Annotated in this window: 21 protein-coding genes; 16 read left to right on the forward strand and 5 right to left on the reverse strand. The window is 72.9% G+C overall.

Annotated elements, in window-relative coordinates:
• Positions 1-7 precede the first annotated feature (7 nt).
• From QQ657_RS08240 to QQ657_RS08255, 4 genes are read left to right on the forward strand one after another with little or no spacing between them, the layout of a single operon-like run.
• Positions 8-1978 carry an acetyl/propionyl/methylcrotonyl-CoA carboxylase subunit alpha gene (locus QQ657_RS08240; RefSeq protein ID WP_284741494.1) on the forward strand — a complete coding sequence of 657 codons (1971 nt, stop codon included), beginning with the start codon at positions 8-10 and terminating at the stop codon, positions 1976-1978.
• The gene (locus tag QQ657_RS08245) at positions 1971-3230 is read left to right on the forward strand and encodes an ATP-grasp domain-containing protein (protein ID WP_284741495.1); all 1260 of its coding nucleotides are present in this window, start codon (positions 1971-1973) and stop codon (positions 3228-3230) included. Before QQ657_RS08240 ends, QQ657_RS08245 begins: the two co-directional genes overlap by 8 nt.
• Positions 3231-3251: 21 nt before the next feature.
• The gene (locus QQ657_RS08250) at positions 3252-4289 is read left to right on the forward strand and encodes a 3-oxoacyl-ACP synthase III family protein (protein WP_284741496.1); all 1038 of its coding nucleotides are present in this window, start codon (positions 3252-3254) and stop codon (positions 4287-4289) included.
• Positions 4290-4302: 13 nt separating this feature from the next.
• Complete coding sequence (locus tag QQ657_RS08255) at positions 4303-5529, forward strand: MFS transporter (RefSeq protein ID WP_284741497.1); 1227 nt, start codon at positions 4303-4305, stop codon at positions 5527-5529.
• On the opposite strand, the gene QQ657_RS08260 is transcribed toward QQ657_RS08255, so the two are convergent.
• Entirely contained in the window at positions 5490-5954 is a 465-nt protein-coding gene (locus QQ657_RS08260; RefSeq protein WP_284741498.1) for a winged helix-turn-helix domain-containing protein, read from the reverse strand. The two genes, QQ657_RS08255 and QQ657_RS08260, sit on opposite strands and share 40 nt — an antisense overlap.
• Positions 5955-6112: 158 nt before the next feature.
• Between QQ657_RS08260 and QQ657_RS08265 the strand changes: the two genes are divergently transcribed.
• Entirely contained in the window at positions 6113-7435 is a 1323-nt protein-coding gene (locus tag QQ657_RS08265) for a PepSY-associated TM helix domain-containing protein (RefSeq protein WP_284741499.1), read from the forward strand.
• Positions 7432-8025 carry a DUF5134 domain-containing protein gene (locus QQ657_RS08270; RefSeq protein WP_284741500.1) on the forward strand — a complete coding sequence of 198 codons (594 nt, stop codon included), beginning with the start codon at positions 7432-7434 and terminating at the stop codon, positions 8023-8025. The genes QQ657_RS08265 and QQ657_RS08270 overlap by 4 nt, the downstream gene beginning before the upstream one ends.
• A 430-nt stretch (positions 8026-8455) precedes the next feature.
• On the opposite strand, the gene QQ657_RS08275 is transcribed toward QQ657_RS08270, so the two are convergent.
• Both QQ657_RS08275 and QQ657_RS08280 read right to left on the reverse strand, forming a co-directional pair.
• Positions 8456-9172 carry a zf-HC2 domain-containing protein gene (locus QQ657_RS08275; RefSeq protein WP_284741501.1) on the reverse strand — a complete coding sequence of 239 codons (717 nt, stop codon included), beginning with the start codon at positions 9170-9172 and terminating at the stop codon, positions 8456-8458.
• 41 nt (positions 9173-9213) lie between these two features.
• Positions 9214-9789 (reverse strand): sigma-70 family RNA polymerase sigma factor, encoded by a 576-nt coding sequence (locus QQ657_RS08280; protein ID WP_284741502.1) that lies wholly within the window; start codon positions 9787-9789, stop codon positions 9214-9216.
• Positions 9790-9931: 142 nt separating this feature from the next.
• Between QQ657_RS08280 and QQ657_RS08285 the strand changes: the two genes are divergently transcribed.
• The 8 genes from QQ657_RS08285 (at position 9932) to QQ657_RS08320 (ending at position 19309) form a co-directional block, all read left to right on the forward strand.
• Positions 9932-10138 (forward strand): heavy-metal-associated domain-containing protein, encoded by a 207-nt coding sequence (locus tag QQ657_RS08285; protein WP_284741503.1) that lies wholly within the window; start codon positions 9932-9934, stop codon positions 10136-10138.
• A gap of 83 nt (positions 10139-10221) precedes the next feature.
• Positions 10222-12423 (forward strand): heavy metal translocating P-type ATPase, encoded by a 2202-nt coding sequence (locus QQ657_RS08290; RefSeq protein ID WP_284741634.1) that lies wholly within the window; start codon positions 10222-10224, stop codon positions 12421-12423.
• Between the two features lie 158 nt (positions 12424-12581).
• Entirely contained in the window at positions 12582-13505 is a 924-nt protein-coding gene (locus tag QQ657_RS08295) for an ABC transporter permease (protein WP_284741504.1), read from the forward strand.
• Complete coding sequence (locus QQ657_RS08300) at positions 13505-14500, forward strand: ABC transporter permease (RefSeq protein ID WP_284741505.1); 996 nt, start codon at positions 13505-13507, stop codon at positions 14498-14500. Before QQ657_RS08295 ends, QQ657_RS08300 begins: the two co-directional genes overlap by 1 nt.
• A gap of 10 nt (positions 14501-14510) precedes the next feature.
• On the forward strand, positions 14511-16187 hold the full coding sequence (locus QQ657_RS08305; RefSeq protein WP_284741506.1) for an ABC transporter substrate-binding protein: 1677 nt from the start codon (positions 14511-14513) through the stop codon (positions 16185-16187).
• A complete protein-coding gene (locus QQ657_RS08310; protein WP_284741507.1) occupies positions 16184-17893 on the forward strand; it encodes an ABC transporter ATP-binding protein in 1710 nt (569 codons plus the stop codon). Before QQ657_RS08305 ends, QQ657_RS08310 begins: the two co-directional genes overlap by 4 nt.
• A 56-nt stretch (positions 17894-17949) precedes the next feature.
• Positions 17950-18507, forward strand: coding sequence for a carboxymuconolactone decarboxylase family protein (locus tag QQ657_RS08315; RefSeq protein WP_284741508.1), 558 nt, complete (start codon positions 17950-17952; stop codon positions 18505-18507).
• On the forward strand, positions 18500-19309 hold the full coding sequence (locus QQ657_RS08320; protein WP_284741509.1) for a helix-turn-helix domain-containing protein: 810 nt from the start codon (positions 18500-18502) through the stop codon (positions 19307-19309). Before QQ657_RS08315 ends, QQ657_RS08320 begins: the two co-directional genes overlap by 8 nt.
• Before the next feature lie 12 nt (positions 19310-19321).
• Here QQ657_RS08320 and QQ657_RS08325 read toward each other — a convergent pair whose 3' ends face one another.
• Entirely contained in the window at positions 19322-19957 is a 636-nt protein-coding gene (locus QQ657_RS08325; protein WP_284741510.1) for an HD domain-containing protein, read from the reverse strand.
• Between the two features lie 71 nt (positions 19958-20028).
• Between QQ657_RS08325 and QQ657_RS08330 the strand changes: the two genes are divergently transcribed.
• A complete protein-coding gene (locus QQ657_RS08330; RefSeq protein WP_284741511.1) occupies positions 20029-20994 on the forward strand; it encodes a GlxA family transcriptional regulator in 966 nt (321 codons plus the stop codon).
• Here QQ657_RS08330 and QQ657_RS08335 read toward each other — a convergent pair.
• A complete protein-coding gene (locus tag QQ657_RS08335; protein ID WP_284741512.1) occupies positions 20975-22420 on the reverse strand; it encodes a hypothetical protein in 1446 nt (481 codons plus the stop codon). The genes QQ657_RS08330 and QQ657_RS08335 overlap by 20 nt on opposite strands.
• Before the next feature lie 175 nt (positions 22421-22595).
• Here QQ657_RS08335 and QQ657_RS08340 point away from each other — a divergent pair, with 175 nt between their 5' ends.
• Positions 22596-22967, forward strand: a complete 372-nt coding sequence (locus QQ657_RS08340; protein ID WP_284741513.1) for an STAS domain-containing protein — start codon at positions 22596-22598, stop codon at positions 22965-22967.
• Positions 22968-22983 lie beyond the last annotated feature (16 nt).

Raw genomic sequence — 22983 nt, forward strand, 5'->3', positions numbered from 1 at the left:
GGGGACGATGCCGAAACGTGTGCTCATCGCCAACCGCGGGGAGATCGCCCGCCGGATCGCGCGCACCTGCCGCCGGCTCGGCGTCGACCACGTCGCGGTGCACTCCGCCGCCGACGCCGGGGCGGCCCACCTCGCGGACGCGGCCGAGACCGTCCACATCGGACCATCGCCGGCCCGGGAGAGCTACCTCGACATCGACGCGGTCGTCGACGCGGCCCTCCGGACCGGCTGCGACGCCGTCCACCCGGGTTACGGTTTCCTGTCCGAGAACCCGGAGTTCGCCGCCCGCGTCACCGAAGCCGGTCTCGTCTACATCGGACCGGACGCGGCCACTATCGAAGCAATGGGGGACAAGGCCCGCGCCCGGGAGCTGATGGCCGCGGCCGGGGTCCCGGTCCTGCCCGGCTCCGAGCACGCGACCGAGTCGGCGGACGTGCTGCTCGCCGACGCGCGCCGGATCGGCTACCCGGTGATCCTCAAGCCGGTCGCCGGGGGCGGCGGCAAGGGCATGCGCGTGGTCCACACCGAATCGGAGCTGCCCGACGCGGTCGGCGAGGCCGTCCGGCTGGGCCGCGCCGGGTTCGGCGACGGCCGGCTGCTGGCCGAGCGGTACGTCGCCGCGCCGCGGCACATCGAGGTGCAGGTCTTCGGCGACCGGCACGGCACCGTCGTCCACCTCTTCGAGCGCGAGTGCTCACTGCAGCGCCGGCACCAGAAGATCGTCGAGGAGGCACCGGCGCCGCACCTGCCGGCGCCGATCCGGCACGCGCTGCTCGACGCGGCCGTGCGGGGCGCGACCGCATTGGGGTACGTCGGCGCGGGCACGTTCGAGTTCATCCTCGACGGCGACGGGCGGTTCTTCTTCCTGGAGGTCAACACCCGGCTGCAGGTCGAGCACCCGGTCACCGAGGAGATCACCGGCCTGGACCTCGTCGAGTGGCAGCTGCGCGTCGCCGACGGCGAGCCACTCCCGCTGGAGCAGTGGCAGATCCGCGCCACCGGGCACGCGATCGAGTGCCGGGTCTACGCCGAAGACCCCGAGCACGGCTTCCGGCCGGCGCCGGGCCACGCCGAGGTCGTCCGGTGGCCCCGGCACGTCCGCGTCGAGGCCGCGTTCGACGAGTCCGGCGCGGTGCCCGGCTTCTACGACCCGATGGTCGCGAAGCTCGTGGCCACCGGGGCCGACCGCCCGGCGGCGCTCGCCCGCCTGCGCACGGCGATCGAGGAGACCACGCTCGTCGGCCTGACCACCAACCTCGGCTTCCTCGGCGAGCTGCTGGCCGAACCCCGGGTGGCCGAGGGGCGCGTCGACACCCACCTGGTCGACGGCTTCACCGCCCGGCCCGCCCCGCACTGCCGGGACGCGCAGGCCCTCGCGTGCGCGGCCGCACTGGCGGCGCCGGACCAGGCCGCCGCGGCCTCGCCGTGGACCGGGACCGTCGGGGCGTTCGACCGCGCCGCACTCGACCCGGACGCGCCGCTCGGCCGCCTCGTCCTGCGCCGCGACGGCCGCGACCGCGAGGCCCGGCTGCTGGCCCGCGACCGGGCCGGGCTGCACGTCGAGACCGATGGCCACCGCTTCACCGTGACCGCCGGACCGGCGTCCGACGGGGTGGTCCGCGGCACGGTGGGGACCACCCGCTGGACGGGTTTGCCCACCGCGGACGGCTACGAGATCGTCCTCGGCGGGCACCGTGTCGCGCTGGCCCGCCGGACGTTCGACGAAGGCGGCGGCGACGCCTCCGACGGCGCGGTGCGCACGCCGATGCCGGGGGTCGTCGTCGGCGTGGCGTGCGCGCCCGGCGCGCGGGTCGAAGCGGGGGAGCTGCTGGTGGTCGTCGAGGCGATGAAGATGGAGAACCGCATCGTCGCGCCGTTCGCCGGGACCGTCGGCCGGCTTTCCTGCGCGCTCAACGACGGCGTCACCGCCGACCAGATCCTCGTCACCCTGCTTCCTGAAGGAGACACCCATGACTGACGTGCCCACCCTGTTGTTCGTCGGCGGCGCCCGGCCGCTCAGCTTCAGCCTGGACATGGCGGCGGAAGCGCTGGCCCAGGCGGCGGCACGCGGCATTCGCGTCCACGTCACGAACACCGCCGAGGTGCTCGCCGCGACCGAAGACGTCGTCGGCAAAGCGGCGGCGACGTCCACTGTGGACGTCCTGAAGCCCGGCGAGTCCGCGGCCTGGGCGAAGGCGCAGGACGAGCGCTTCGACGCCGTCTACGCGCTGCAGGAGCTTGCCCAGGTCGCCGTCGCCGAGACGGCCGAAGCGATCGGCGCACCGGGCAACCCGCCCGAAGCCGTGCACCGCGTCCGGACCAAGGACGCCTGCCGGGAAGCCCTGGCCGCCGCCGGGTTCCCGCAGCCGGTCGTCCGGCTGTGCGCCGACCGAGCCGAGGCCGAAGCCTTCCTCGGCGAGTACGCCGGGCCGTGGATCGTGAAACCCCGCGACGCCATGGGCAGCACCGGCGTGAGCCTGGTGACCGAGCCCGGGCAGCTGCCCGCGGCGATCGAGCTGTTGCCAGATGCGAAGCCGTTCCTGGTGGAACAGTTCGTCGAGGGTCCCGAGTTCAGCGTCGAGGGCGTCTTCCTCGGGGGCGTGCCGAAGATCCTCGCCGTCACCGCCAAGGAGAAGGTGCCGCCGCCGTTCTTCGTCGAGACCGGGCACGTGCTGCCCGCGCCGCTGCCGGACGCCCGGCGGCAGGAGATCGAAGAGCAGGTCTCGGGCGCGCTGAAGACGCTCGGGCTGCGCGTCGGCGGCTTCCACGTCGAGCTGTGGCTCACCCCCGCCGGGGTCGTGCTGGGCGAGGTGCACGGCCGCTTCGGCGGCGACTGGATCCACCGCATGCTCGCCCACGCCATCCCCGGCCTCGAGCTGTACGGGCTGGTCTTCGACGACCTGCTCGGCCGACCGGGCACCGGCGTCCCGCTGGAGCCCAGTCGCGGCGCCGCCGTCCGGTACCTCACGCCGCCGCCGGGCCGGCTCGCCGCGGTCGAGGGCTGGGACGACGTCCTCGCGCACCCCGCCGTCCTGTACGCGGAACTCGGCGTCGGACCCGGCGACGAGATCAAGCCCCTGCACCGCTCCGGCGACCGCGTCGGCTTGGTCGTCGTGGGCGCCGACACTCCCGAAGCGGCGAGCGCGCTGGCCGCCGACCTCGTGGACTCGGTGAAGTTCGTGCCCGAGTCCGAACCCGATCGCCTGCCGGGCCTGTGGGCCCTGCACTGACCCCGAGGAAGACACCCGGACATGACCGACATCGGCATCATCAGCACCGGCTCCTACCTGCCCGACCGCGTCGTCCCCAACGCCGAGATCGCCCCGGCGGCCGGCGTCGACGCGGCGTGGATCGAACGCAAGACCGGCATCCGCGAACGCCGGCACGCCGCACCCGGGCAGGCCACCTCCAACCTCGCGGCGATCGCGGCCGACCGGGCGCTGCTCGCCGCCGGCCTCAGCCCGGACGACGTCGACCACGTCGTCGTCGCGACCTCCACCCCGGACCACCCGCAGCCGGCCACGGCCAGCCTGGTCCAGCACCTCATCGGCGCCCGCTCGGCTTCGGCCGTCGACGTCAACGCCGTGTGCAGCGGGTTCGTCTACGCGCTGGCGATGGCCCACGGCCTCGTGCGCGACGGCGGCCACGCGCTGGTGATCGGCGCCGACATCTACTCCCGCATCCTGGACGTGCGTGACCGCAAGACCGCGATCCTGTTCGGTGACGGTGCGGGGGCGGTCGTGCTCGGCCCCGTACCGGCGGGAGGGGGCGTCATCGGCACGCGGCTGCGCGGACACGGTGACGGCCACCGGCTCATCGGCGTGCGCGCCGGCGGCAGCCGGGTGCCCGCGTCGGTCCGGTCGGTGCTGGACGGCGAGCACTTCTTCCGGATGGACGGGCGCGGGGTCCGCGAGTTCGTCGCCGGGCACGTCCCGTCGGCGATCACCCAGGCACTGCGGGAAAGCGGGCTACCCGCCACCGCCGTCGACCACCTCGTGCCGCACCAGGCCAACGGCGTGCTGCTGCGCGAACTGCGGGAGACGCTCGACCTGCCGAACGCCGCCCTGCACCTGACGGTCGAGGAGTTCGCCAACACCGGCGCCGCGTCCGTGCCGATCACGCTCGACGCCGCCCACCGCGCCGGCGCCCTCGACGTCGGCGACGTCGTGCTGCTGGCCGGGTTCGGCGGCGGCATGAACCTCGGCGTCGGCCTCTGCCGGTGGACCGCCACCCCGCCGCGTGCCGACCTCGACGGCCGGCACCGCGCCGACGCCCTGTCCCACGGCTGAGAAAGGCCTGCCCATGCCCGCGCTCCTGCCCCGCGGCGGACCACCCCGGCTGCTCGCGGTGGCGACCCTGATCACGATGACCGGCTACGGCGTCTACCTGACCGCCGGCGTCCTGTACTTCACGCGTGTCGTCCAGCTGCCCGCCGGCCAGGTCGGCCTCGGGCTGACGGTCGCGGGCGCGGTGTCGCTCTCGGCCGGGATCCCGTTCGGGCACCTCGCCGACCGTCACGGCGCCCGCACGGTCTACGCGCTCACCCTCGTGCTCGGCGCGGTCTCGATGGCCGGACTCTGCCTGGCGCAAGGGTTCTGGACGTTCGTGGTGTTCGCGAGCCTCGGTGCCGCGGCCCAGACGGCCGGGCCCGCCGCGCGCAGCCCGCTCGTGCAGGAGTACGGCGGCGACCGGCCGGCGGAGTTCCGCGGCTACCTGCGGTCGGTGACGAACCTCGGGATCGCGCTCGGCGCGCTGCTGGCCGGCTGGGGCGTCGCGGCGGACACCCGCAACGCGTACCTGCTGCTCATCGCGGGCAGCGCGGTGTCCTACGCGGCGAGTGCGGCCGTGGTGCTGTTCCTGCCTGCGGTCCCGCCGAAACCGGCGGGCACCGGACCGCGGTGGGTGGCCCTGCGCGACCGGCCGTACCTCGTGCTGACCCTGCTCGACGGCGTCATGGCGATCCAGTACCGGGTGCTGACCGCGGCGGTCCCGCTGTGGCTGGTCGCCCGCACGGCGGCGCCGAACTGGACGGTCTCCGGCGTGATGGTGGTGAACACGGTGATCGTGGTGTTCTTCCAGGTCCGCGCGAGCCGCCGGATCGACACGACGAAGGCGGGCGCGGTGGCGTTCCGGCGTGCCGGGTTCGCGTTCTTCGCGGCGTGCGTGGCGATCGCGGCGATGGCCGGGGCGCCGACGTGGCTGGCCCTGGTGCTGTTGCTGGCGGCGGTGATCGTGCACACGGTGGGCGAGATCTGGCAGGCGGCGGGCGGCTTCGAGCTGTCGTTCACGCTCGCGCCGCCGCATGCGGTCGGGCAGTACCAGGGACTGTTCGGCATGGGCCTCGGTCTGGGCGTGACGCTGGGGCCGGCGGTGCTGATCGCGCTGTGCATCACCTGGGGGACCCCGGGGTGGTGGGTGGTCGGCGGGATCTTCGCGGCCACCGGCCTCGCGGTGCCGGCGGTGGTCCGGTGGGCCGAGCGCGACCGCGTTCAGGTCAGCGCGACCGGTGCGGAGCTTTCGAAGCGGTAGCCGATCCCGCGGACGGTGGTGATCGGGTCCAGGTGCGGGGCCAGCTTGGCCCGGAGCTTGCGCACGTGGACGTCGACGGTCCGGTCGCCGCCGTCCTGCCGCGGCCACAGCGCGGTCTTCAGCGCGGCGCGGGTGAAGACCCGGTCCGGGTGCGCGCCGAGGTAGCGCAGCAGGTCGAACTCCAGCCGGGTCAGCTCGAGGTGCCTGCCGAGCAGGATCGCCCGCCGGGAGCCGGTTTCGATGTGCAGCAGCGCGTCCGGCACCAGCTTCAGGTGGGACCGCGCCGGGAAGACGTCGACGCTCGCCAGTCCGTCGAGCGCGGTCGCCAGCCGGGCGGCGACGAGCGCGGCGTCGCGGGCCGGCCCGCTGAGGTCGATCCGGATGGTCACGTCGAGCACCTCGGGGCGTTCCGGCTGGATCGTCATGGCCGCGATTGTCGTTGCCCCGCGCGAAGATGCGAAGCGCGCCCGGCGGGTGGAACGGCTTGACGCGCCGTGCGCTCCGAGATTCCCGGGAACCGTACGCGGATTGCAGCCGACCTCTCTCCTGAGGCGGCGGCCGCCGCGGACGGGAAGGGAGCTCGATGTCGATCGACCAGAGCGACGAGCGCACGGCCGAACCGGCGGCACCGCCGAGGCTCACCTGGGCGGCGATCCGGCCGCTGGTGCTGCGCCTGCACTTCTACGCCGGGGTGTTCATCGGGCCGTTCCTGCTGGTCGCCGCGGTGACGGGGCTGGCCTACGTCTGGACGCCGCAGCTGGAGCAGGCCGTCTACGACCACGAGCTGCACGTCCCGGCGGCGCCCGGGGTCGTCCCGCTGGAGCAGCAGGCCGCCGTCGCCCGGGCCGCCGTGCCGGACGGGACCGTCACCGGGATCCGCCCCGGGCCCACCCCGGCCGACTCGACGCAGGTGATCTTCACCCGGCCCGGGCTCGAGCCCAGCTACCACTGGACGGTGTTCGTCGACCCGCACACCGGGGTCGTGCGCGGGCAGCTGGAGACCTACGGTTCGGGACAGGCGATGCCGGTGCGCGGCTGGGTCGACACCCTGCACCGCAGCCTGCACCTGGGCGACTTCGGCCGGTGGTACAGCGAACTCGCGGCCAGCTGGCTGTGGGTGGTCGTGCTGGCCGGGGTCGTGCTGTGGCTGGGGAAGCGCAAGTCGTCGCGGAGCAAGCGAGGGCGGCTCTTGTCGTGGCACCGCACGACCGGCCTGGTGATCGCGGCCGGGTTGCTGGTCCTGTCGGCCACCGGGCTGACGTGGTCCGAGCACGCGGGCGCGAGCATCAGCGAGCTGCGGTCCGAGTTGGACTGGACGACGCCGTCGGTGTCCACCGCGCTTCCGGTTTCGGCGGCGCCAGGGGACGTCGGGATCGACGCCGTACGCACGGCGACGCTGTCGGCCGGCTTGACCGACCCGGTGGAGATCCGCCCGCCATCCGCGCCGGGGAAAGCCTATGTCGTGCAGCAGGTCGGCCGCGACTGGCCGACGAAGGCGGATTCGATGGCCGTCGACCCGGCAACCGGGCGGATCACCGACACGCTGCCGTTCGCGGACTACTCGCTGGCGGCGAAGCTGGCGCGGTGGGGGATCGACGCGCACATGGGCCTGCTGTTCGGCGTCGCCAACCAGATCCTGTTGACGGCCTTGGCGCTCGGGCTGATCGCGGTGATCGTCTGGGGCTACCGGATGTGGTGGCTGCGCCGGCCGACCCGCGGCGAGGCGCGGGTCGGGCGTCCGCCGTCGCGCGGAACCTGGCGGCGGATCCCGGGCCGGGTACTCGCGCCCGTGCTGGTGGTGACCGCGGTGGCGGGCTACTACCTGCCGGTGTTCGGGTTGTCCCTGCTGGGTTTCCTGGTCGTGGACCTGATCATCGGGGCCCGCCGTGCGGAGGTGGCGTCGTGATCGAAGCGACCGGGTTGCGGTGGATCCTGACGATCGTGTTCGCGGGCACCGGGTTCTTTTGCCTGTACCGGTGTCTGAGGCAGGGGCCGGTGACGAGCCGGTTCGGCGACGTGCTGCACGTGGCGATGTGCGCGGGCATGGTCGCGATGGTGTGGCCGGCCACGATGATTTTCGCCCGGCTGCCGCAGTTGCTGCTGTTCGGCTTCGCCGCGGCCTGGTTCGCGGTGGCCGCGGCCCGGGGCACCGACCGGTGGCACCCGGGCTATCACGCGCTGATGATGGCGGCGATGGCGTGGATGGTGTTCGCGATGCCCCGCGCGATGGTGGGCAGCGGCGCGGCGACGACCATGGACATGCCGGGGATGGAAGGCATGGCGATGGCGTTGCCGTCGGCCGGGGGAGGGGTGCCGGCCGACGTGGTGGTCGTCGCGCTGGTGCTGGCGATCGCGTTCTGTTGGGCGGGGCTGGTGTTCCTCGCCCGGGCGATCGACGGGGTGCGGGTCGCGTTGCCGCCGGTCCGGACGGCCGGGTGGGGTGCCGACGCCCTGATGGGCCTCGGCACCACCGTGATGCTGGTCGCGATGCTGTGAGCCGACCCGAAACGTCTTGAATGAGTCATTCAGGACCTCCGGGGACCTGAATGACTCATTCAAGACATCACCCGCGCGCCCGGGTCGCCCGTTGGCGCGACGCTCGCCTCCGCTGCCGGCCTTGCGCTTGCGCCGATGGGCAGTCCGCCGCCGGACAGCGCGGTGCCGCCGGCCGCCGGAAGATCCCGCCCCGGGCCGGCTCTGCCGGACGCCGGCAGGTTGTGCAGTGCTGGCCGGTTGTTGGAAGTTCCACAGGGCGGTCGGCGTGCTGGAGGTCGGCTGGTGGTCAGGTTGTGTGGTGCTGGTCGGCTGGCGGAGGTTCCACAGGGCAGTCGGCGTGCTGGAGGTCGGCTGGTGGTCAGGCTGTGCGGTGCCGGCCGGTTGCCGGAAATCCCACCCCGCAGTCGGCTCGCCGGAAGTCGGCCGGAAGTCAAGCCGCGCGATGCCGGCTGGCCGGCCTGCGCGGGAACCGCCGAACCGGCGCAAGCGGCGCCGGCGCGTCATGCTCCGGAAGCCGCACCTCGCCCTCCGTCCCCAGCGCGTCCGCGTTCAACGGTGCCGGGGCCGGCCTACGCCGGTGTTCGCGGTGGACCACGAACATCAGCACCAGCCCCACCACCAGCAGGCTGTGGGTCAGCAGGCGGCCGGCTCCCACCTGGCCGTCGGACACGTCGATCACCGATGCCACCCCGAGCACCAGCGCGAACCCGGCGACCAGCGGCAGCTGCGCGCCGGCCGTCCGGGGGCGCAACGCCGCCCACAGCAGGCCGATGCCCAGCGCCAGATTCCACGCCGCACTCTCGTTGCTCAGGTGGATCGCGCCGGCGTGCGCCGCGTGCGGGTCTCCCGGTACCAGGAACTCGGCGAACCCGAGGCCGGACTGGACCAGCCCGACGAGCCCCAGCGCGACCCGCGCCGCCCACTTCTCACGCGACGGCAGCGGTGCCCGCTCGAGGATCGCCGTGGTCAGGTCGGGTACCGCGGGCGCCTGGCGCACCATCGCGCGGCGCAGCCGCTGGGCCTGGTCTCGCCAGGCCTGGCACGCGCCACAGCCCTGCAGGTGGCGTTCCACTTCGGCCTCGGGCAACGGGCCGGTCTCGCCGTCCATCGCGGCCGAGAGCGATTCCCGGAAAGGTGCACAGTCCACGGGTAGATAGTCGTCCACGGCCCCGGCCCGGTTCCAGCGGATCACCCGACGGCGCTGCGCCGGGGCGGCGCGTCGGCCATCGCGGCGAGGAGGTCGTCGCGTGCCCGGGCCACCCGCGACCGGATCGTGCCGACCGGGCACCCGCACACCTCGGCGGCGTCCGCGTACGACAGCCCGAGAGCCTGGGTGAGCACGAACGCGTCCCGCCGCTCCGGATCCAGCGCGCCGACCAGCTGGTCCAGGACCACCTGCTCCTCCAGCAGCGACCGCGTCGCCGGCTCGTCGCGCTCGGAGAGGGTCTGCCAGTCGGCGGCGGACGCCGACCGCGGCCGGCAGCGCGCGGCGCGGATGTGGTCGGCGACCGCGCGGCGGGCGATCGAGAGCAGCCACGTGCGGGCCGACGAGTCGCCCTTGAAGCGGCTCAACGACCCCAGCGCCCGCAGGTAGGTCTCCTGGACCAGGTCGTCGGCCGTCTGCACGTCGCCCAGGCTCGCCACGAACCGCCAGACGTGCGGTTGCGTGGCGCGCACGAAGTGGTCCAGGGCGACCCGGTCGCCGCGGCCGGCCAGCCGGGCCCAGCGCGTGATCTCGTCGTCGTCCGCACGAAGTGGCCTCACACCCGCTGATACGGCTCCCGGGCCGGAACGGTTGAAGATGATCTTGACGGAATTCCCGGGAACCAGCCGGGCCCGCCGGCCGACCTTGTTACGGCAAGGCCACTGCCCGATCTCGGGAAGGCCACGGCCGGAAGGCGCAACGATGACTCAGAGTACGTACGCGGTGACGGGAATGACCTGCGGGCACTGCGCGGCTTCGGTCCGCGAGGAGCTCGGCGAGCTGCCCGGTGTCCGGGACGTCGACGTCGACGTGCCGACCGGCCGCGTCGTCGTCACCAGCGAGTCGGCCCTGGCCCTCGAGCACGTCGAGAGCGCCGTCCGGGTCGCGGGCTACCAGCTCGTCCGATGACCAGCGGGTACCTGCGCGACCCGGTCACCGCGCCCATCGCCGCCCAGCGGCCCGCGCGCGACGTGGAGCTGGTGGTCGGCGGCATGACGTGCGGCTCGTGCGCCGCGCGGATCGAACGCAAGCTCAACCGCGTCGACGGCGTCCGCGCGACCGTCAACTACGCCACCGGGAAGGCCGCCGTCTCGGTGCCGGCGTCGCTCACGGTCGAGGACGTCGTCGCGGCGATCGAAGCCGCCGGCTACACCGCCCAGCTGCCCGCGCCGCCGGAGCAGGAGCCGGTTCCGGGGGCCGATCCGCTGCGGCAGCGGCTGCTCGTGTCCGCCGTCCTCGCGGTGCCGGTCATCGTGCTCGCCATGGTGCCCGTGCTGCAGTTCCCGGCCTGGCAGTGGGTGTCGCTGGTGCTCGCGACGCCGGTCGTCGCGTGGGGCGCGGGGCCGCTGCACCGCGCGGCGTGGGCGAACCTGAAGCACCGGACGGCCACGATGGACACCCTCGTCTCGATCGGGGTCGCCGCGGCCTATCTCTGGTCGTTGTACGCGCTGCTGCTCGGCGGGGCGGGCGAAATCGGGATGCGGCACGAATTCGACTTCTCCCTCGCCGCCGACCACGACGTCGACGGGATCTACTTCGAGGTCGCCACCGGCGTCACGCTGTTCATCCTGGCCGGCCGGTTCTTCGAAGCCCGGTCGCGGCGCCGCGCCGGAGCCGCCTTGCGCGCACTGCTCGACCTCGGCGCGAAGTCCGTCTCCGTGCTGCGCGACGGACACGAAGAACGCATCCCGATCGACGAACTGCGCACCGGCGACCGGTTCGTCGTGCGGCCCGGCGAGAAGATCGCCACCGACGGTGTGATCGAGGACGGCACGTCGGCCGTCGACCTGAGCCTCGTCACCGGGGAAGCGGTGCCCGTCGAAGTCGCGGCCGGCGCCGAGGTCGTCGGCGCGACGGTGAACATGAGCGGACGGCTGGTCGTGTGCGCCACCCGCGTCGGCGCCGACACGCGGCTGGCGCGGATCGCCGCCATGGTGGAGCGGGCCCAGAGCGGCAAGGCGGACGTGCAGCGGCTCGCCGACCGCGTCTCGGCGGTGTTCGTGCCGGTGGTGATGGCGCTTTCGCTGGCCACGCTGGTGTTCTGGCTCGTGTCCGGTGCGGAGACGGCGGCCGCCTTCACCGCCGCCGTCGCCGTGCTGATCATCGCGTGCCCGTGCGCCCTGGGCCTGGCGACGCCGACCGCGCTGCTCGTGGGCACCGGCCGCGGCGCCCAGCTCGGCGTGCTGGTGAAGGGCCCGGAGATGCTCGAGTCGACGCGGCGCGTCGACACCGTCGTGCTCGACAAGACCGGCACGGTCACCACCGGCAAGATGAGCCTGGCCGCCGTCCGGACCGACGACGGCACGCCGCGCGACCTCGCGCTCCAGCTGGCCGGAGCGCTGGAAAACGCGTCGGAGCACCCGATCGCGGTGGCCGTCACCGCCGCGGCCGTCAAGCGGTTCGGCTGGGTCGGCCAGGTGCGGGAGTTCCGCACGGTGGCCGGGTTCGGCGTGCTCGGCCGCGTCGACGGCCACCGCGTCGTCATCGGCCGTCCCGAGCTGCTGCGGCGGCTGAACGTCCGGCTGCCGCAGTCGTTGCTGCGCGCGAAGGAACGGGCCGAGCAGGAGGGGAACACCGCGGTGATCCTCGCCTGGGACGGGCTGGCACACGCGGTGCTGGTGGTCGCGGACAGCGTCAAGCCGACGTCGGCGCCCGCGGTGTTCCAGCTGCGCCGGCTCGGCCTGAACCCGGTGCTGCTCACCGGCGACAACGAGACGGTCGCCCGCGCGATCGGCCGCGAAGCCGGGATCACCGACGTGATCGCGGGGGTGTCCCCGGAGCAGAAAGTCGAAGTGATCCAAGGGATGCAGGCCGAGGGCCGGGTGGTCGCGATGATCGGCGACGGCGTCAACGACGCGGCGGCCCTGGCGACGGCCGACCTCGGGCTGGCGATCGGCACGGGCACGGACGCGGCGATCGAGGCGAGCGACCTGACCCTGGTCCGCGGCGACCTCCTGGCGGCGGTGGACGCGATCCGGCTGAGCCGCCGCACACTGGCGACGATCAAGGCGAACCTGTTCTGGGCGCTGGCCTACAACGTCGCTGCGTTGCCGTTGGCCGCGGCGGGCCTGCTGAACCCGATGATCGCGGGTGCGGCGATGGCGATGTCGAGCTGTCTCGTGGTGTCGAACAGCCTGCGCCTGACGCGGTTCCGGGGGAGTGCGACCGGCGAACTGCCGGAGCCGGCGCGGTAGCCGTGACGCGTCCGCATTCTGGCCGGAAACCGGGGTGAACCAGACAAAAGCACCGGCAAGCGGGTTACTTGCCGTCCACATGATGAGACAGTGGATCGATCACCGGAAAAACTCCTTAAGGTCCGATCGTCACTCGATCGGCTGAACCTTGAGGTGCTGTGTCCGCCCCCTCCCTCCCGCCACTCGCGGCGCGCTCGCTGCCTGCCGCCGTGTGGCGCGCCGTCCGGTCCGGGCGGTGGACGTCCGCCTGCGCGCTGCTGGCCGTCCTGATCCTGCTCCTCGCCGCCGGGGCCGACCTGTTCGTCCTGGTCGAGGGGCAGAGCCTCGCCCCGGACATCGCCACGCTCGGCCCGACCGGGCTGCCCGCGGGCACGCTCGGCGGGGTGAGCGGCGCGCACTGGTTCGGCGTCGAGCCCCTGACCGGCGTCGACCTCTTCGCACTCGTCGCCCACGGCGCCCGGACGTCGCTGCTGGTCGGGCTCGGCGCCACCGTGCTGGCCACCGCGCTCGGCGTCGTGATCGGGGTGAGCGCCGGCTACCTCGGCGGCTGGTGGGACCGGGTGGTCACCTGGACCGCCGACGTCATCCTCGGCTTCCCCTACCTGATCTTCATGATCGCGCTCGGCGCGGTCCTGCCGGTGGACTTCCCGCGGCAGATCACGCTGGTCGTCGTCCTCGGGCTCTTCGGCTGGCCGCGCATCGCCCGCATCGTGCGGGCGCAGGCCTTGACGCTGGCCAAGCGTGACTTCGTCGCCGCGGCCCGGGCCATCGGCGGCGGCCCGTGGCACGTGTTCACGAAGGAGCTGCTGCCGAACCTGTGGGCGCCGATCATCGTCGTCGCCAGCCTGTCCATCCCGTCGATGATCGGCAACGAGGCCGCGCTGTCCTTCCTCGGCGTCGGCGTCCTGCCGCCGACACCCAGCTGGGGCCGCACGATCAGCGCGGCCATCGACTTCTTCGAGACGGACCCGATGTACCTGGTCTTCCCCGGGCTGATGCTGTTCCTGGTCACCTTGGCGTTCAACGTCGTCGGCGACGCGATCCGCGACGCGCTCGACCCGCGGTCGGGGAGTGCCGCCTGATGCGCACCGCCCGCTTCGTCGCGACCCGGTTCGCCGGGATGCTGCTGGTCCTGCTCGTCGTCGCCTTCGTGACGTTCGTGGTGTTCTACGTCCTGCCCGCCGACCCGGCGCGGATGGCCTGCGGCCGCCCGTGCTCGCCGGAGAGCCTCGCGCTGGCGCGGGAGTTCATGGGCTACAACAGTCCCTGGTATCAGCAGTTCTTCGACTTCCTCGGCGGCATCTTCGGCGGCCGCACGTTCGGCACCGGCGCCGCCGCGATCCATTGCACGGCACCGTGCTTCGGCTACGACTTCCAGAACAACGTCGACGTCCTGAGCGAGATCGGCAGCCGGGTCGGGGTCAGCTTCTCGGTCGCCCTCGGTGCGGCCGCGATCTGGATCGTCCTCGGGGTCGGGCTCGGTGTGCTTTCGGCGCTGCGCCGGGGATCCGCCGTCGACCGGGTCACGATGGCCGCCGCGATGGCCGGGGTGTCGATGCCCGCCTACCTCGCCGGGATGATCGGGATCACGATCTTCGCGTTCGCCCTCGACGTCGTGCCGAAGAACGGGTACGTGCCGCTGACCGAGGACCCCGTGCAGTGGGCGTGGCACCTCGTGCTGCCGTGGTTCGTGCTGGCGTTCCTGCACGCGGCGATCTACGCGCGGCTCACCCGTGGCCAGATGCTGGAGACGCTCGGTGAGGACTACATCCGCACCGCCCGGGCGAAAGGCCTCACCGAGCGGAAGGTGGTGGGGCGCCACGCCTTGCGCAACGTCCTGCTGCCGGTGATCACGGTGTTCGGGGTCGACCTCGGCGCGCTGCTGGCCGGCACGGTGATCACCGAACGGATCTTCGGCATGGCCGGGGTCGGGCGGCTGCTCGTCGACGCGATCTCGTCGCTCAACCTCCCGGTGCTGCTCGGCGTGACGTTGTTCTCGGCCTTGCTGGTCACGCTCCTGAACTTCCTGGTCGATCTCTGCTACGGCGCGCTCGATCCGCGAGCACGCCTTGTCTGAAGGGGAAAAGATGAAACGGGGACACTGGCTCGTCGCGGGGGTGACCGCCGCCGTCATGCTGCTGACGGCGTGCGGCGCCAACGACACACCGGCCTCCCAGGGCGGCACCGTCAAGCCGGGCGGGAACCTCGTCCTGCTCAACGACGCGCCGTCGATCACCTGGGACCCGGCGAAGAGCTCCAACCTCGTCGTCACCACGCTGGGGCTGATCCACCGGCGCCTGACGTCGTGGGACGTCGCGCCGGGCAAGGACACCACGGTCGTGCCGGACCTGGCCACGGACACCGGGCGCCCGAGCGACGGCGGCAAGACGTGGACGTTCACCCTCAAGGACGGCCTGAAGTACAGCGACGGCACGCCGATCAAGTCCGAGGACGTCAAGTGGGGCTTGGAGCGCTCGTTCGCGCCCGCGTTCTCCGGCGGCCTGGCCTACCACAAGGACCTGCTCTCGCCGGGCCTCGCGTACAAGGGCCCGTTCGACGGTGGCAAGGAGCTCGACTCCATCCAGACGCCCGACGCGAAGACGATCGTCTTCCACCTCGCCCGCGCGTACGGCGACTGGAACTGGGTCGCCAGCACCCCGGCGTTCTCGCCGGTGCCGAAGGGCAAGGGCGCCGAGGCGAACTACGGTGATCACTCGATCGCGTCCGGCCCCTACCAGATCCAGAGCTACGAGCGCGGCAAGTCCGCGAAGCTGGTCCGCAACCCGAACTGGGACCGCGCGACCGACCCGACGCGCCAGGCGAACGCCGACACCGTCGACTTCGAGCTCGGCCAGGACACCAGCGTCATCTCGAAGCGCCTGATCGACGACACGGGCAAGGACCGCAACGCCTTCGGCATGTCCTTCGCCTCGCCGGCCCAGCTGGCGCAGATCCAGGGCAGCCCGTCGGCCAAGGCCCGCCTGGTCACCTCGGAATCCGGGGCGCTGTCGTACCTTTCGCTCAACACCCAGCGCGGCAGGCTGGTGGACCCCAAGGTGCGGCAGGCGTTCCAGTACGCCGTCGACAAGGCCGCCTACCAGGTCGCCAGCGCGGGCAACGCCCAGCTGGCCGGCGACGTCGCCACGACGCTGATCACGCCCGGGCTGCAGGGCCGAGAGCAGTACGACCTCTACCCGGCGCCGCCGTCCGGTGACCCGGCGAAGGCGAAGCAGCTGCTCGCCGAGGCGGGGCTGCCCAACGGGCTCGACGGCCTGGTCCTGGCCACCCACAACGAAAACGGCTACCCGGAGAAGGCCGCGGCGATCCAGGCCTCGCTGGCGCGGGCCGGCATCAAGGTGACGATCAAGCCGCTCGACGAGGACACCTACACGTCCGAAGTGGACACCAAGGGCCTGTCGGACTACGACTTGACGCTCACCTCGTGGCAGCCGGACATCCCGTCGGCCAACGCGAACATCCAGCCGCTGTTCCAGTCGACCGAGATCGGCAACGGCGGGTACAACGAGTCGCGCTACAGCAACCCCGACGTCGACCGGCTGATCGCCGAGGCGCAGGCCACCATCGACCCGGCCGAGGCCGGCAAGAAGTGGGCGGCCCTGGACAAGAAGATCCTCGCCGACTCGCCGGTGGTCCCGCTGCTCTACAACCGCAACTCGTTCCTGCACGGGTCGAACGTCGGCGACGTCCAGATCGGCAAGTTCCCGGCCTACGTGGACTACCGCAAGTTCGGGATCGTCCAGTGACCGGAGCCGGGCTCCTGCGGCTGCACGACGTCGCGGTCTCGTTCGGGGACGTCGAAGCCGTCCGCGGGGTCGGCTACGAGGTCAACGCGGGCGAAGTCGTCGCGGTGGTCGGGGAGTCCGGCTCCGGCAAGACGGTCACGGCGATGTCCCTGCTCGGCCTGCTCCCGCCCACGGCGAAGGTGTCCGGGCGCGCGGAGCTGGCCGGGCGGGACCTCTACGCCATGACCCCGGCGGAGCTGCGCGCGGTCCGCGGTGGCGACGTCGGCATGGTGTTCCAGGAGCCGATGAGTGCGCTGAACCCCGTGTTCACGGTCGGCGACCAGCTCGTCGAGGCGATCCGGATCCATCAGGAGCTGACCGCGGCCGCGGCCCGGGACCGGGCGATCGAGCTGCTCGGCCTGGTCGGGCTGCCGTCGCCGCGCGAGCGGTTCCGGTCGTACCCGCACGAGCTGTCCGGCGGTCAGCTGCAGCGCGTCGTGATCGCGATGGCGGTGGCGAACGAGCCGAAGCTGCTGATCGCCGACGAGCCGACCACCGCGCTGGACGTCACGGTCCAGGCGGAGATCCTCGAGCTGCTGCGGGACCTGCGTTCGCGGCTCGGCACGGCGATCCTGCTGATCACGCACGACATGGGCGTGGTCGCCGACCTGGCCGACCGGGTGGTGGTGATGCACGACGGCCTGGTTGTCGAGCAGGGCACCGCCGGCGCGATCTTCTCGGCACCCGCCGAGGACTACACGCGGCAGCTGCTCGGCTCGGTCGTCTCGCTGTCCGGCACCGCCACGACCGGGCTCGAACGCGCGCTGTCCGCGGACATCGAGGTCGGGCCGAACCACGTCGCGGCCGCCGAGCACCCCGCCACGGCGTCGGTCCCGGACGTCCCCGCCGACGCGCCCCTGCTGCGCGTGACGGACCTGTCCGTGACCTACCGCGGCCGGTTCCGCGCGATCGCCGTCCGCGCCGCCGAAGGGGTCAACCTGCACGTCGGCGCGGGGGAGGTGCTCGGGCTCGTCGGGGAGTCCGGGTCGGGCAAGAGCACCGTCGCGCGGGCCGTCACGGGCCTGCTCGCCCCCACGGCGGGGTCCGTCCACATCGGAGACGCGGACATCACCCGGGTGCGCGGCCGGGCGGCGAAGGCGTTGCGGCGCCGGATCGGCGTGGTGTTCCAGGACCCGCTGTCCTCGCTGAACCCGCGGACGACAGTGGGGGAGAGCGTCGCGACCCCGCTGCGGCTGCACAAGGCCGTGCGCTCGTCCGAAGTGGACGGACGGGTGGCGGAACTGCTGTCGGCGGTCCAGCTCTCGCCGTCGCTGGCGAACCGCTACCCCCACGAGCTGTCGGGCGGCCAGCGCCAGCGCGCCTGCATCGCGCGGGCCCTGTCGCTGCGCCCGGACCTGCTGGTGGCCGACGAGCCGACGAGCGCGCTCGACGTCACCATCCAGGCGAGGGTGCTCGACCTGCTCCGCGACCTGCGGCGCGAGTTCGGGTTCGCGTGCCTGTTCATCAGCCACGACCTGGCGGTGATCGAGCAGCTGGCCGACCGGGTGGCGGTGATGCACCGCGGGCACGTCGTCGAGCAGGGGCCGACGAAGGAGGTGCTGACGGCGCCGGCGCACCCGTACACGCAGCGGTTGCTGTCGGCGGCGCCGCTGGCGGACCCGGAGGCCCAGCGGCGGCGGCGCGAAGCGTGGCGGCAGCTGCGCTGAGGACGTTTACCTCCGAGGGAATTGTTTCCATGACCCGGCTGGGCCAAGCTTCCGCCATGACCAGTTATCCGATGCACACCGTGGAGACCGCGCCGGCCGAGGCGAAGGCGCCGCTCACCGTCCTGCGGGAGACGTTCGGGTTCGTGCCCGGTGCCGCGGCCGTCATGGCGGATTCGCCGGCACTGATCAACTCGTTCTTCTCCGCCTTCGGCCACTTCCGCGGCGGCGGCACGTTCACCCCGGCCGAGCGGCAGGTCCTGTTGCTCTCCAACGCCGTCGCGAACGGGAGCGAGTGGGCGGTCGCTTTCCACACCCTGGAAGCGCTGGCCGACGGGGTAACTCCCGAGGCCGTCGAGGCGATCCGGCGGGGAGAGCTGCCCGGCGATTCGCGGATGGCGGCACTGTCCGGCCTGACGACCGCCTTCATCGCGAAGCGCGGTCACCTCGACGAGACGGACGTCAAGACCTTCACCGCGGCCGGGTTCGGCGAGAGCCAGGTCTTCGAGGTGATCACCGGCGTGGCCATCTCGGCGATGACGAACTACGCCGCGAACGTCGCCCGGCCGCCGCTCGAGCCGGCGGTCGAGCCGCACGCGTGGACTGCCGTTGCCTGACGTCGGTCCGCTGCTGAAGCACTGGCGCGCCGCCCGCCGGCTGAGCCAGGTGGCGCTCGCCGCCGAGGCGGCCGTCTCCCTGCGGCACCTGAGCTTCCTCGAGACCGGGCGCGCGAAACCCAGCCGGGCCATGGTGCTGAAGCTCGCCGACGTGCTCGACGTGCCGCTGCGGGACCGCAACACGCTGTTGCTGAGCGCGGGGTTCTCGCCCGAGTACGCGGAGTCCGCATTGGACGCTCCGGCCCTGGCGGCCGTGCGTGACGCGCTCGAAGCCATCCTCGGGCAGCAGGAACCGTACCCGGCGCTGGTGATGGACCGGAGCTGGGACATCCGGCACACCAACGGCGCCGCCCGCCGGTTCTTCGCGTTCCTCCACAATGGACACGACGGGGAACCGCCCGGGCCGCCGAACGTGCTCCGCCGGATGTTCCACCCGGACGGCGTCCGGCCGCACGTGACGAACTGGCCGGAGGTGGCCGAGGCCCTGGTCGCGCGCGTGCGCCGGGAAGCGCTCGGCGGCGTGACCGACGAGCGCGCCCAGCGGATCCTGGACGAGGTGCTGCACTACCCCGGGGTGCCGGCGACCCTGCGAACCCTGGACGCGACCCGGCCGTCGCTGCCGATCGTCCCGATCCGCTACACCCGCGACGGCTTGCGGTTCGGCTTCTTCTCCACGGTGACGACGCTGGGCACGCCCCAGGACGTGACGCTCCAGGAACTGCGCATCGAGTGCTTCCACCCGATGGACGACGAGACCCGGGAGAACGTCCGGAGCCGGCTGAGTGCGACGGCTGCCCGGTAGCGCGCCGAGCGTTCAGTCTCCCCACGGACAGTCGGCGGCGGCGCGTTCGAGCGTGGTGACACCGGCTTCCCGGCGTTCGCGCACGAGTTCGCCGGCGATCGAATACCGCGGTGCCGTCGTGGCTTCCGCGCGGGCCGCGTGCGCGACGATCGCGTCGACGAGGGAGGGGACCATGGCCAGGCGCGGGTGCCGCTCGTGGATGCCCTCGTGCCGGTCGGCGACGACGTGGGCGTTGCGGCCGAAGTCGATGCCCACGCCTTCGCGGGTCAAGTAGGTCAGCAGGCCGCGGCGTTCGGCGATGCCCGGCGAAGTGTGCAGCGCGATCGCCTCCCAGACCCGGTCGACGTCGGACGCCGCGACGCCTTGGCCCGTCAGGAGTTCGGCGGCGAGGTCGGCGCCCTCGACCTCGAAGCGGGCCCGGCCCGGCGCCAGCGTCCCCACTCCGAGGTCGTGCAGGACGGTGGCGGCGAAGAGCAGCCCGGCGTCGTAGGCGGGGTCGTCCAGACAGCCTTCGTGCTCGGCGAACAGCCGGGCGAACAGGAAGCTGCGGATGCTGTGGTTGGCCACCGAAGGGCTTTCCGAGCCTCGCACCGTGGCGAGGATCGTGTCGGCGAGCGGTCCGGCCGGCAGTGCGAGGAAGTCGGTCACGGTGCCGACGCTAGGAGCCGGAAACCGCGTGCGACAGTGGCCCGAGGGTCGCTCATCGCTAGGATCGTGCCATGAAGAGCGTCACGGTGCTGGCTCTCCCGGGTGTGCTCGCCCTGGACGTCGGGATCCCGGTGCAGGTCTTCGGCTCGGACCCGCACTACGAGCTGACGGTGTGCGCGGACCGGCGCCCGGTGCCGGTGGCGGGCGGGGGCCTGACGATCACCGCGGACGCCGGGCTCGAGGCCCTCGACGGCGCCGGCACCGTGATCGTCCCGGGCTACGACGACATCGACGCGCCGCCGTCCGCGGAGGTCCTGGCGGCCTTGCGGGCCGCGCACGCCGGCGGCGCGAGGATGGTTTCGATCTGCACGGGCGCGTTCGCGCTCGCCGCCGCCGGCCTGCTCGACGGGCGGCCCGCGACGACGCACTGGCAGCGCGCCGCCGACCTGCGCGCGCGTCATCCCCGCGTGCGCGTGCTGCCCAACCGGCTCTACGTCGACGACGGCGACATCTTGACCTCGGCCGGCGTGACCGCGGGGATCGACCTGTGCCTGCACCTGATCCGCACCGACGAAGGGGCCGCCGCGGCGAACACCCGGGCCCGGGAGCTGGTCGCGCCGCCGCGGCGCGCGGGCGGCCAGGCGCAGTACATCGAGCGGCTGCGCCCGGAAGCGTCGGGCGACGAGCTCGGCGCGCTGCGCGAGTGGATGCTCGGCGACCTCGCGCGGCAGCTCGACGTCGACACGCTCGCCGCGCGCGTCCACCTGTCGCGCCGCACGTTCCTGCGGCGGTTCCGCGAGGAGACCGGGACCTCCCCGATGGCCTGGCTCACCAGCGCGCGCCTGGACCGGGCCCGGGAGCTGCTGGAGACCACCGACGTCCCGGTGGAGCACCTCGGCCGGCACACGGGACTGGGCAGCGCCGCGACCGTGCGGGCGGCCTTCCACCGCCACCTCGGCACGTCACCCCGGGACTACCGGGCGCTGTTCCGCCACCGGGCCGGGACCGAAGATGTGGTCACGCCCGCATCAGGATGAAGTCGCCGTGGCCGCCGTAGCCGAGGACGTCCTCGGCGTACTGGGTGCCGTCGAAGGTGGGGAGCCACCACCGGCCGCCGATCCGCACCAGCATCGGGTGCGGGATGTTGGTGCCGTACGGCGCGTTCAGCTTCCCCAGCTTGCGCAGCCGCAGGTCGTAGACCGGGTACTCGCGGGCGTCGCCGTCGCTGGCGAACAGGTACCAGCGGCCGCCCACCTGCTGCAGGATGGGGCCTTCGGTCTGGCTGACCGACAGGTCCGCGCCCAGCAGCGTCAGGCCGCGGTCGTAGTCCGCGCCGCGGGGAGCGGCCGCCAGCGCGGGGTGGAACACGAACGCGGGTTGCTGCGCCGGGCTTTCCACGAACCCGATGTGCCAGCGGCCGTCGATCTTCGTCAGCCCCGGGTCCCACGAGCTGACCGTCGTGGGCAACGGGAGCTGTTCGGTCGGCAGGACGTGCACGCCCGAAAGCACGTCGGCGCGGGTGGTGGTGTGGCGCGCGTGGACGCCGGTGAAGGCGAAGTCGCCCCAGGAGCTCATGAGCAGGATGAAGCGGTCGTGCTCGTCGTCGCGGACGATCTGGCCGGCGTGGTCGCCGAGCACGACGCCGTCGCGGGCGAAGAACAGCGTCGCCACCTGGTCGAGCTTCGTCGGGTCGGCGAGGTCGAGCGTCCACACCGCCCAGTGCGCCTGCTGGAAGAACCCGAGCCCGGCGTTGGTCATGGTCAGGTAGAGCTTGCCGTGGCGGATGTACGGCCGGCCGTCGGCGTACTGGACGACGTGGGGGTCGCGGACGCCGGCCTGGCCGAAGTAGCCGGCGCGGACCCGGTCCAGCCGCGCCGGTCCGCGGCTGCCGTAGGCGTAGCCGAGCCTGCCCAGCACGGCGGGGTCGCGGAGGTCGATCCGGGCCCGGACCTGGTCGCGTTCGGTCAGCAATGGCCGCCAGCCCGTTCCGGTGTCGGCCAGCACCGTGACCGCGTTTTCGTTGACCACCACGGCGAACCCGAACGCCGCCGGCAGGTCCGCCGGGGCGGTCTTGACCACGGAGGTGCCGCCCGGCGTGGTGATCTCGATACCCGCTTGCTTCGCGACGGCGTCGTAGGTGCCGAGCACCGAGGTCGTGTCCCCGGCCAGTCCCGCGACGACGAAAGCGCTTTCGCCGGACACCTCGACGGTCACCGTCCCGTATGGCGCCTTCGGCCGTACGCCGGTCTTGACGAGCGTGCCGGGCCGGGCCCGGGTGTCGACCTGGACGAACTTCGGCGCGATCAGGGCGAACGGCCGGAACTGGTCCGCGACGGCGAACTTCAGGTCCAGGGGGCTCGTGCCGGACGCTTCGGCGGTGCCGCCGAAGAAGCTCGCCGTCACGCCGGTCACCCCCAGCGCGGCGAGGGTGCTCAGCACGGCACGTCGATCGAAGTCGGTCACCGTTGACCTCCGGGGTCGGATCGGGGCCCGCCCAGTTTGCAACGTGGCACACCCCGTGGCAAGGGTGACCGGCGCTGTCGGGGGTGGCGCCCGGCCTGCTTCACTTGGGGGAGTCGAGCCGGCTCCGCCGTGCGCGCCCGCGCGACAGGCCGGTCCGGGACGGGAGGACGACGCCGTGTCCTCGAAGAGCCCGTGGCAGGCGGCGGCGAAGATCCTTTCGGTCGGGCGAGAAGAGGTGCGCCCGGGCCTGCTGGTCATCAGCGTCGCCGGGGAGATCGACGCTCTCTCCGTCCGGCTGCTGCAGCGCGCGGCGTGGCACGACCTGGCCGCGGTCACGGTGGTGGACCTGTCCCGGGTGACGTTCCTCGGCGCGGCGGGGCTGCGGACGCTGAGCCGGACGGCGCTGCGCGCCCACGCCCTGCGGCGGCGGCTGTGCCTCGTCACGCCGCCTCACCCGGTGTCGGTCGTGCTGCTGACGTTCTGGAACGACGACCGCGTTTTCCTGTATCCGACGTTGGCCGAGGCGCTGCGGGCGAACCCGGGCTGACGGCCGGAGCACACTG

This window comes from Amycolatopsis ponsaeliensis (genome assembly GCF_030182635.1).
Lineage (GTDB): Bacteria > Actinomycetota > Actinomycetes > Mycobacteriales > Pseudonocardiaceae > Amycolatopsis > Amycolatopsis ponsaeliensis.

What these genes read in the sequence shown, in the direction of transcription:
- QQ657_RS08240 (WP_284741494.1), top strand. Translation starts at nt 8, where the DNA reads ATGCCGAAACGTGTGCTCATCGCCAACCGCGGGGAGATCGCCCGCCGG.
- QQ657_RS08245 (WP_284741495.1), top strand. Translation starts at nt 1,971, where the DNA reads ATGACTGACGTGCCCACCCTGTTGTTCGTCGGCGGCGCCCGGCCGCTC.
- QQ657_RS08250 (WP_284741496.1), top strand. Translation starts at nt 3,252, where the DNA reads ATGACCGACATCGGCATCATCAGCACCGGCTCCTACCTGCCCGACCGC.
- QQ657_RS08255 (WP_284741497.1), top strand. Translation starts at nt 4,303, where the DNA reads ATGCCCGCGCTCCTGCCCCGCGGCGGACCACCCCGGCTGCTCGCGGTG.
- QQ657_RS08260 (WP_284741498.1), bottom strand. Translation starts at nt 5,954, where the DNA reads ATGACGATCCAGCCGGAACGCCCCGAGGTGCTCGACGTGACCATCCGG.
- QQ657_RS08265 (WP_284741499.1), top strand. Translation starts at nt 6,113, where the DNA reads ATGTCGATCGACCAGAGCGACGAGCGCACGGCCGAACCGGCGGCACCG.
- QQ657_RS08285 (WP_284741503.1), top strand. Translation starts at nt 9,932, where the DNA reads ATGACTCAGAGTACGTACGCGGTGACGGGAATGACCTGCGGGCACTGC.
- QQ657_RS08290 (WP_284741634.1), top strand. Translation starts at nt 10,222, where the DNA reads ATGACGTGCGGCTCGTGCGCCGCGCGGATCGAACGCAAGCTCAACCGC.
- QQ657_RS08300 (WP_284741505.1), top strand. Translation starts at nt 13,505, where the DNA reads ATGCGCACCGCCCGCTTCGTCGCGACCCGGTTCGCCGGGATGCTGCTG.
- QQ657_RS08305 (WP_284741506.1), top strand. Translation starts at nt 14,511, where the DNA reads ATGAAACGGGGACACTGGCTCGTCGCGGGGGTGACCGCCGCCGTCATG.
- QQ657_RS08315 (WP_284741508.1), top strand. Translation starts at nt 17,950, where the DNA reads ATGACCAGTTATCCGATGCACACCGTGGAGACCGCGCCGGCCGAGGCG.
- QQ657_RS08330 (WP_284741511.1), top strand. Translation starts at nt 20,029, where the DNA reads ATGAAGAGCGTCACGGTGCTGGCTCTCCCGGGTGTGCTCGCCCTGGAC.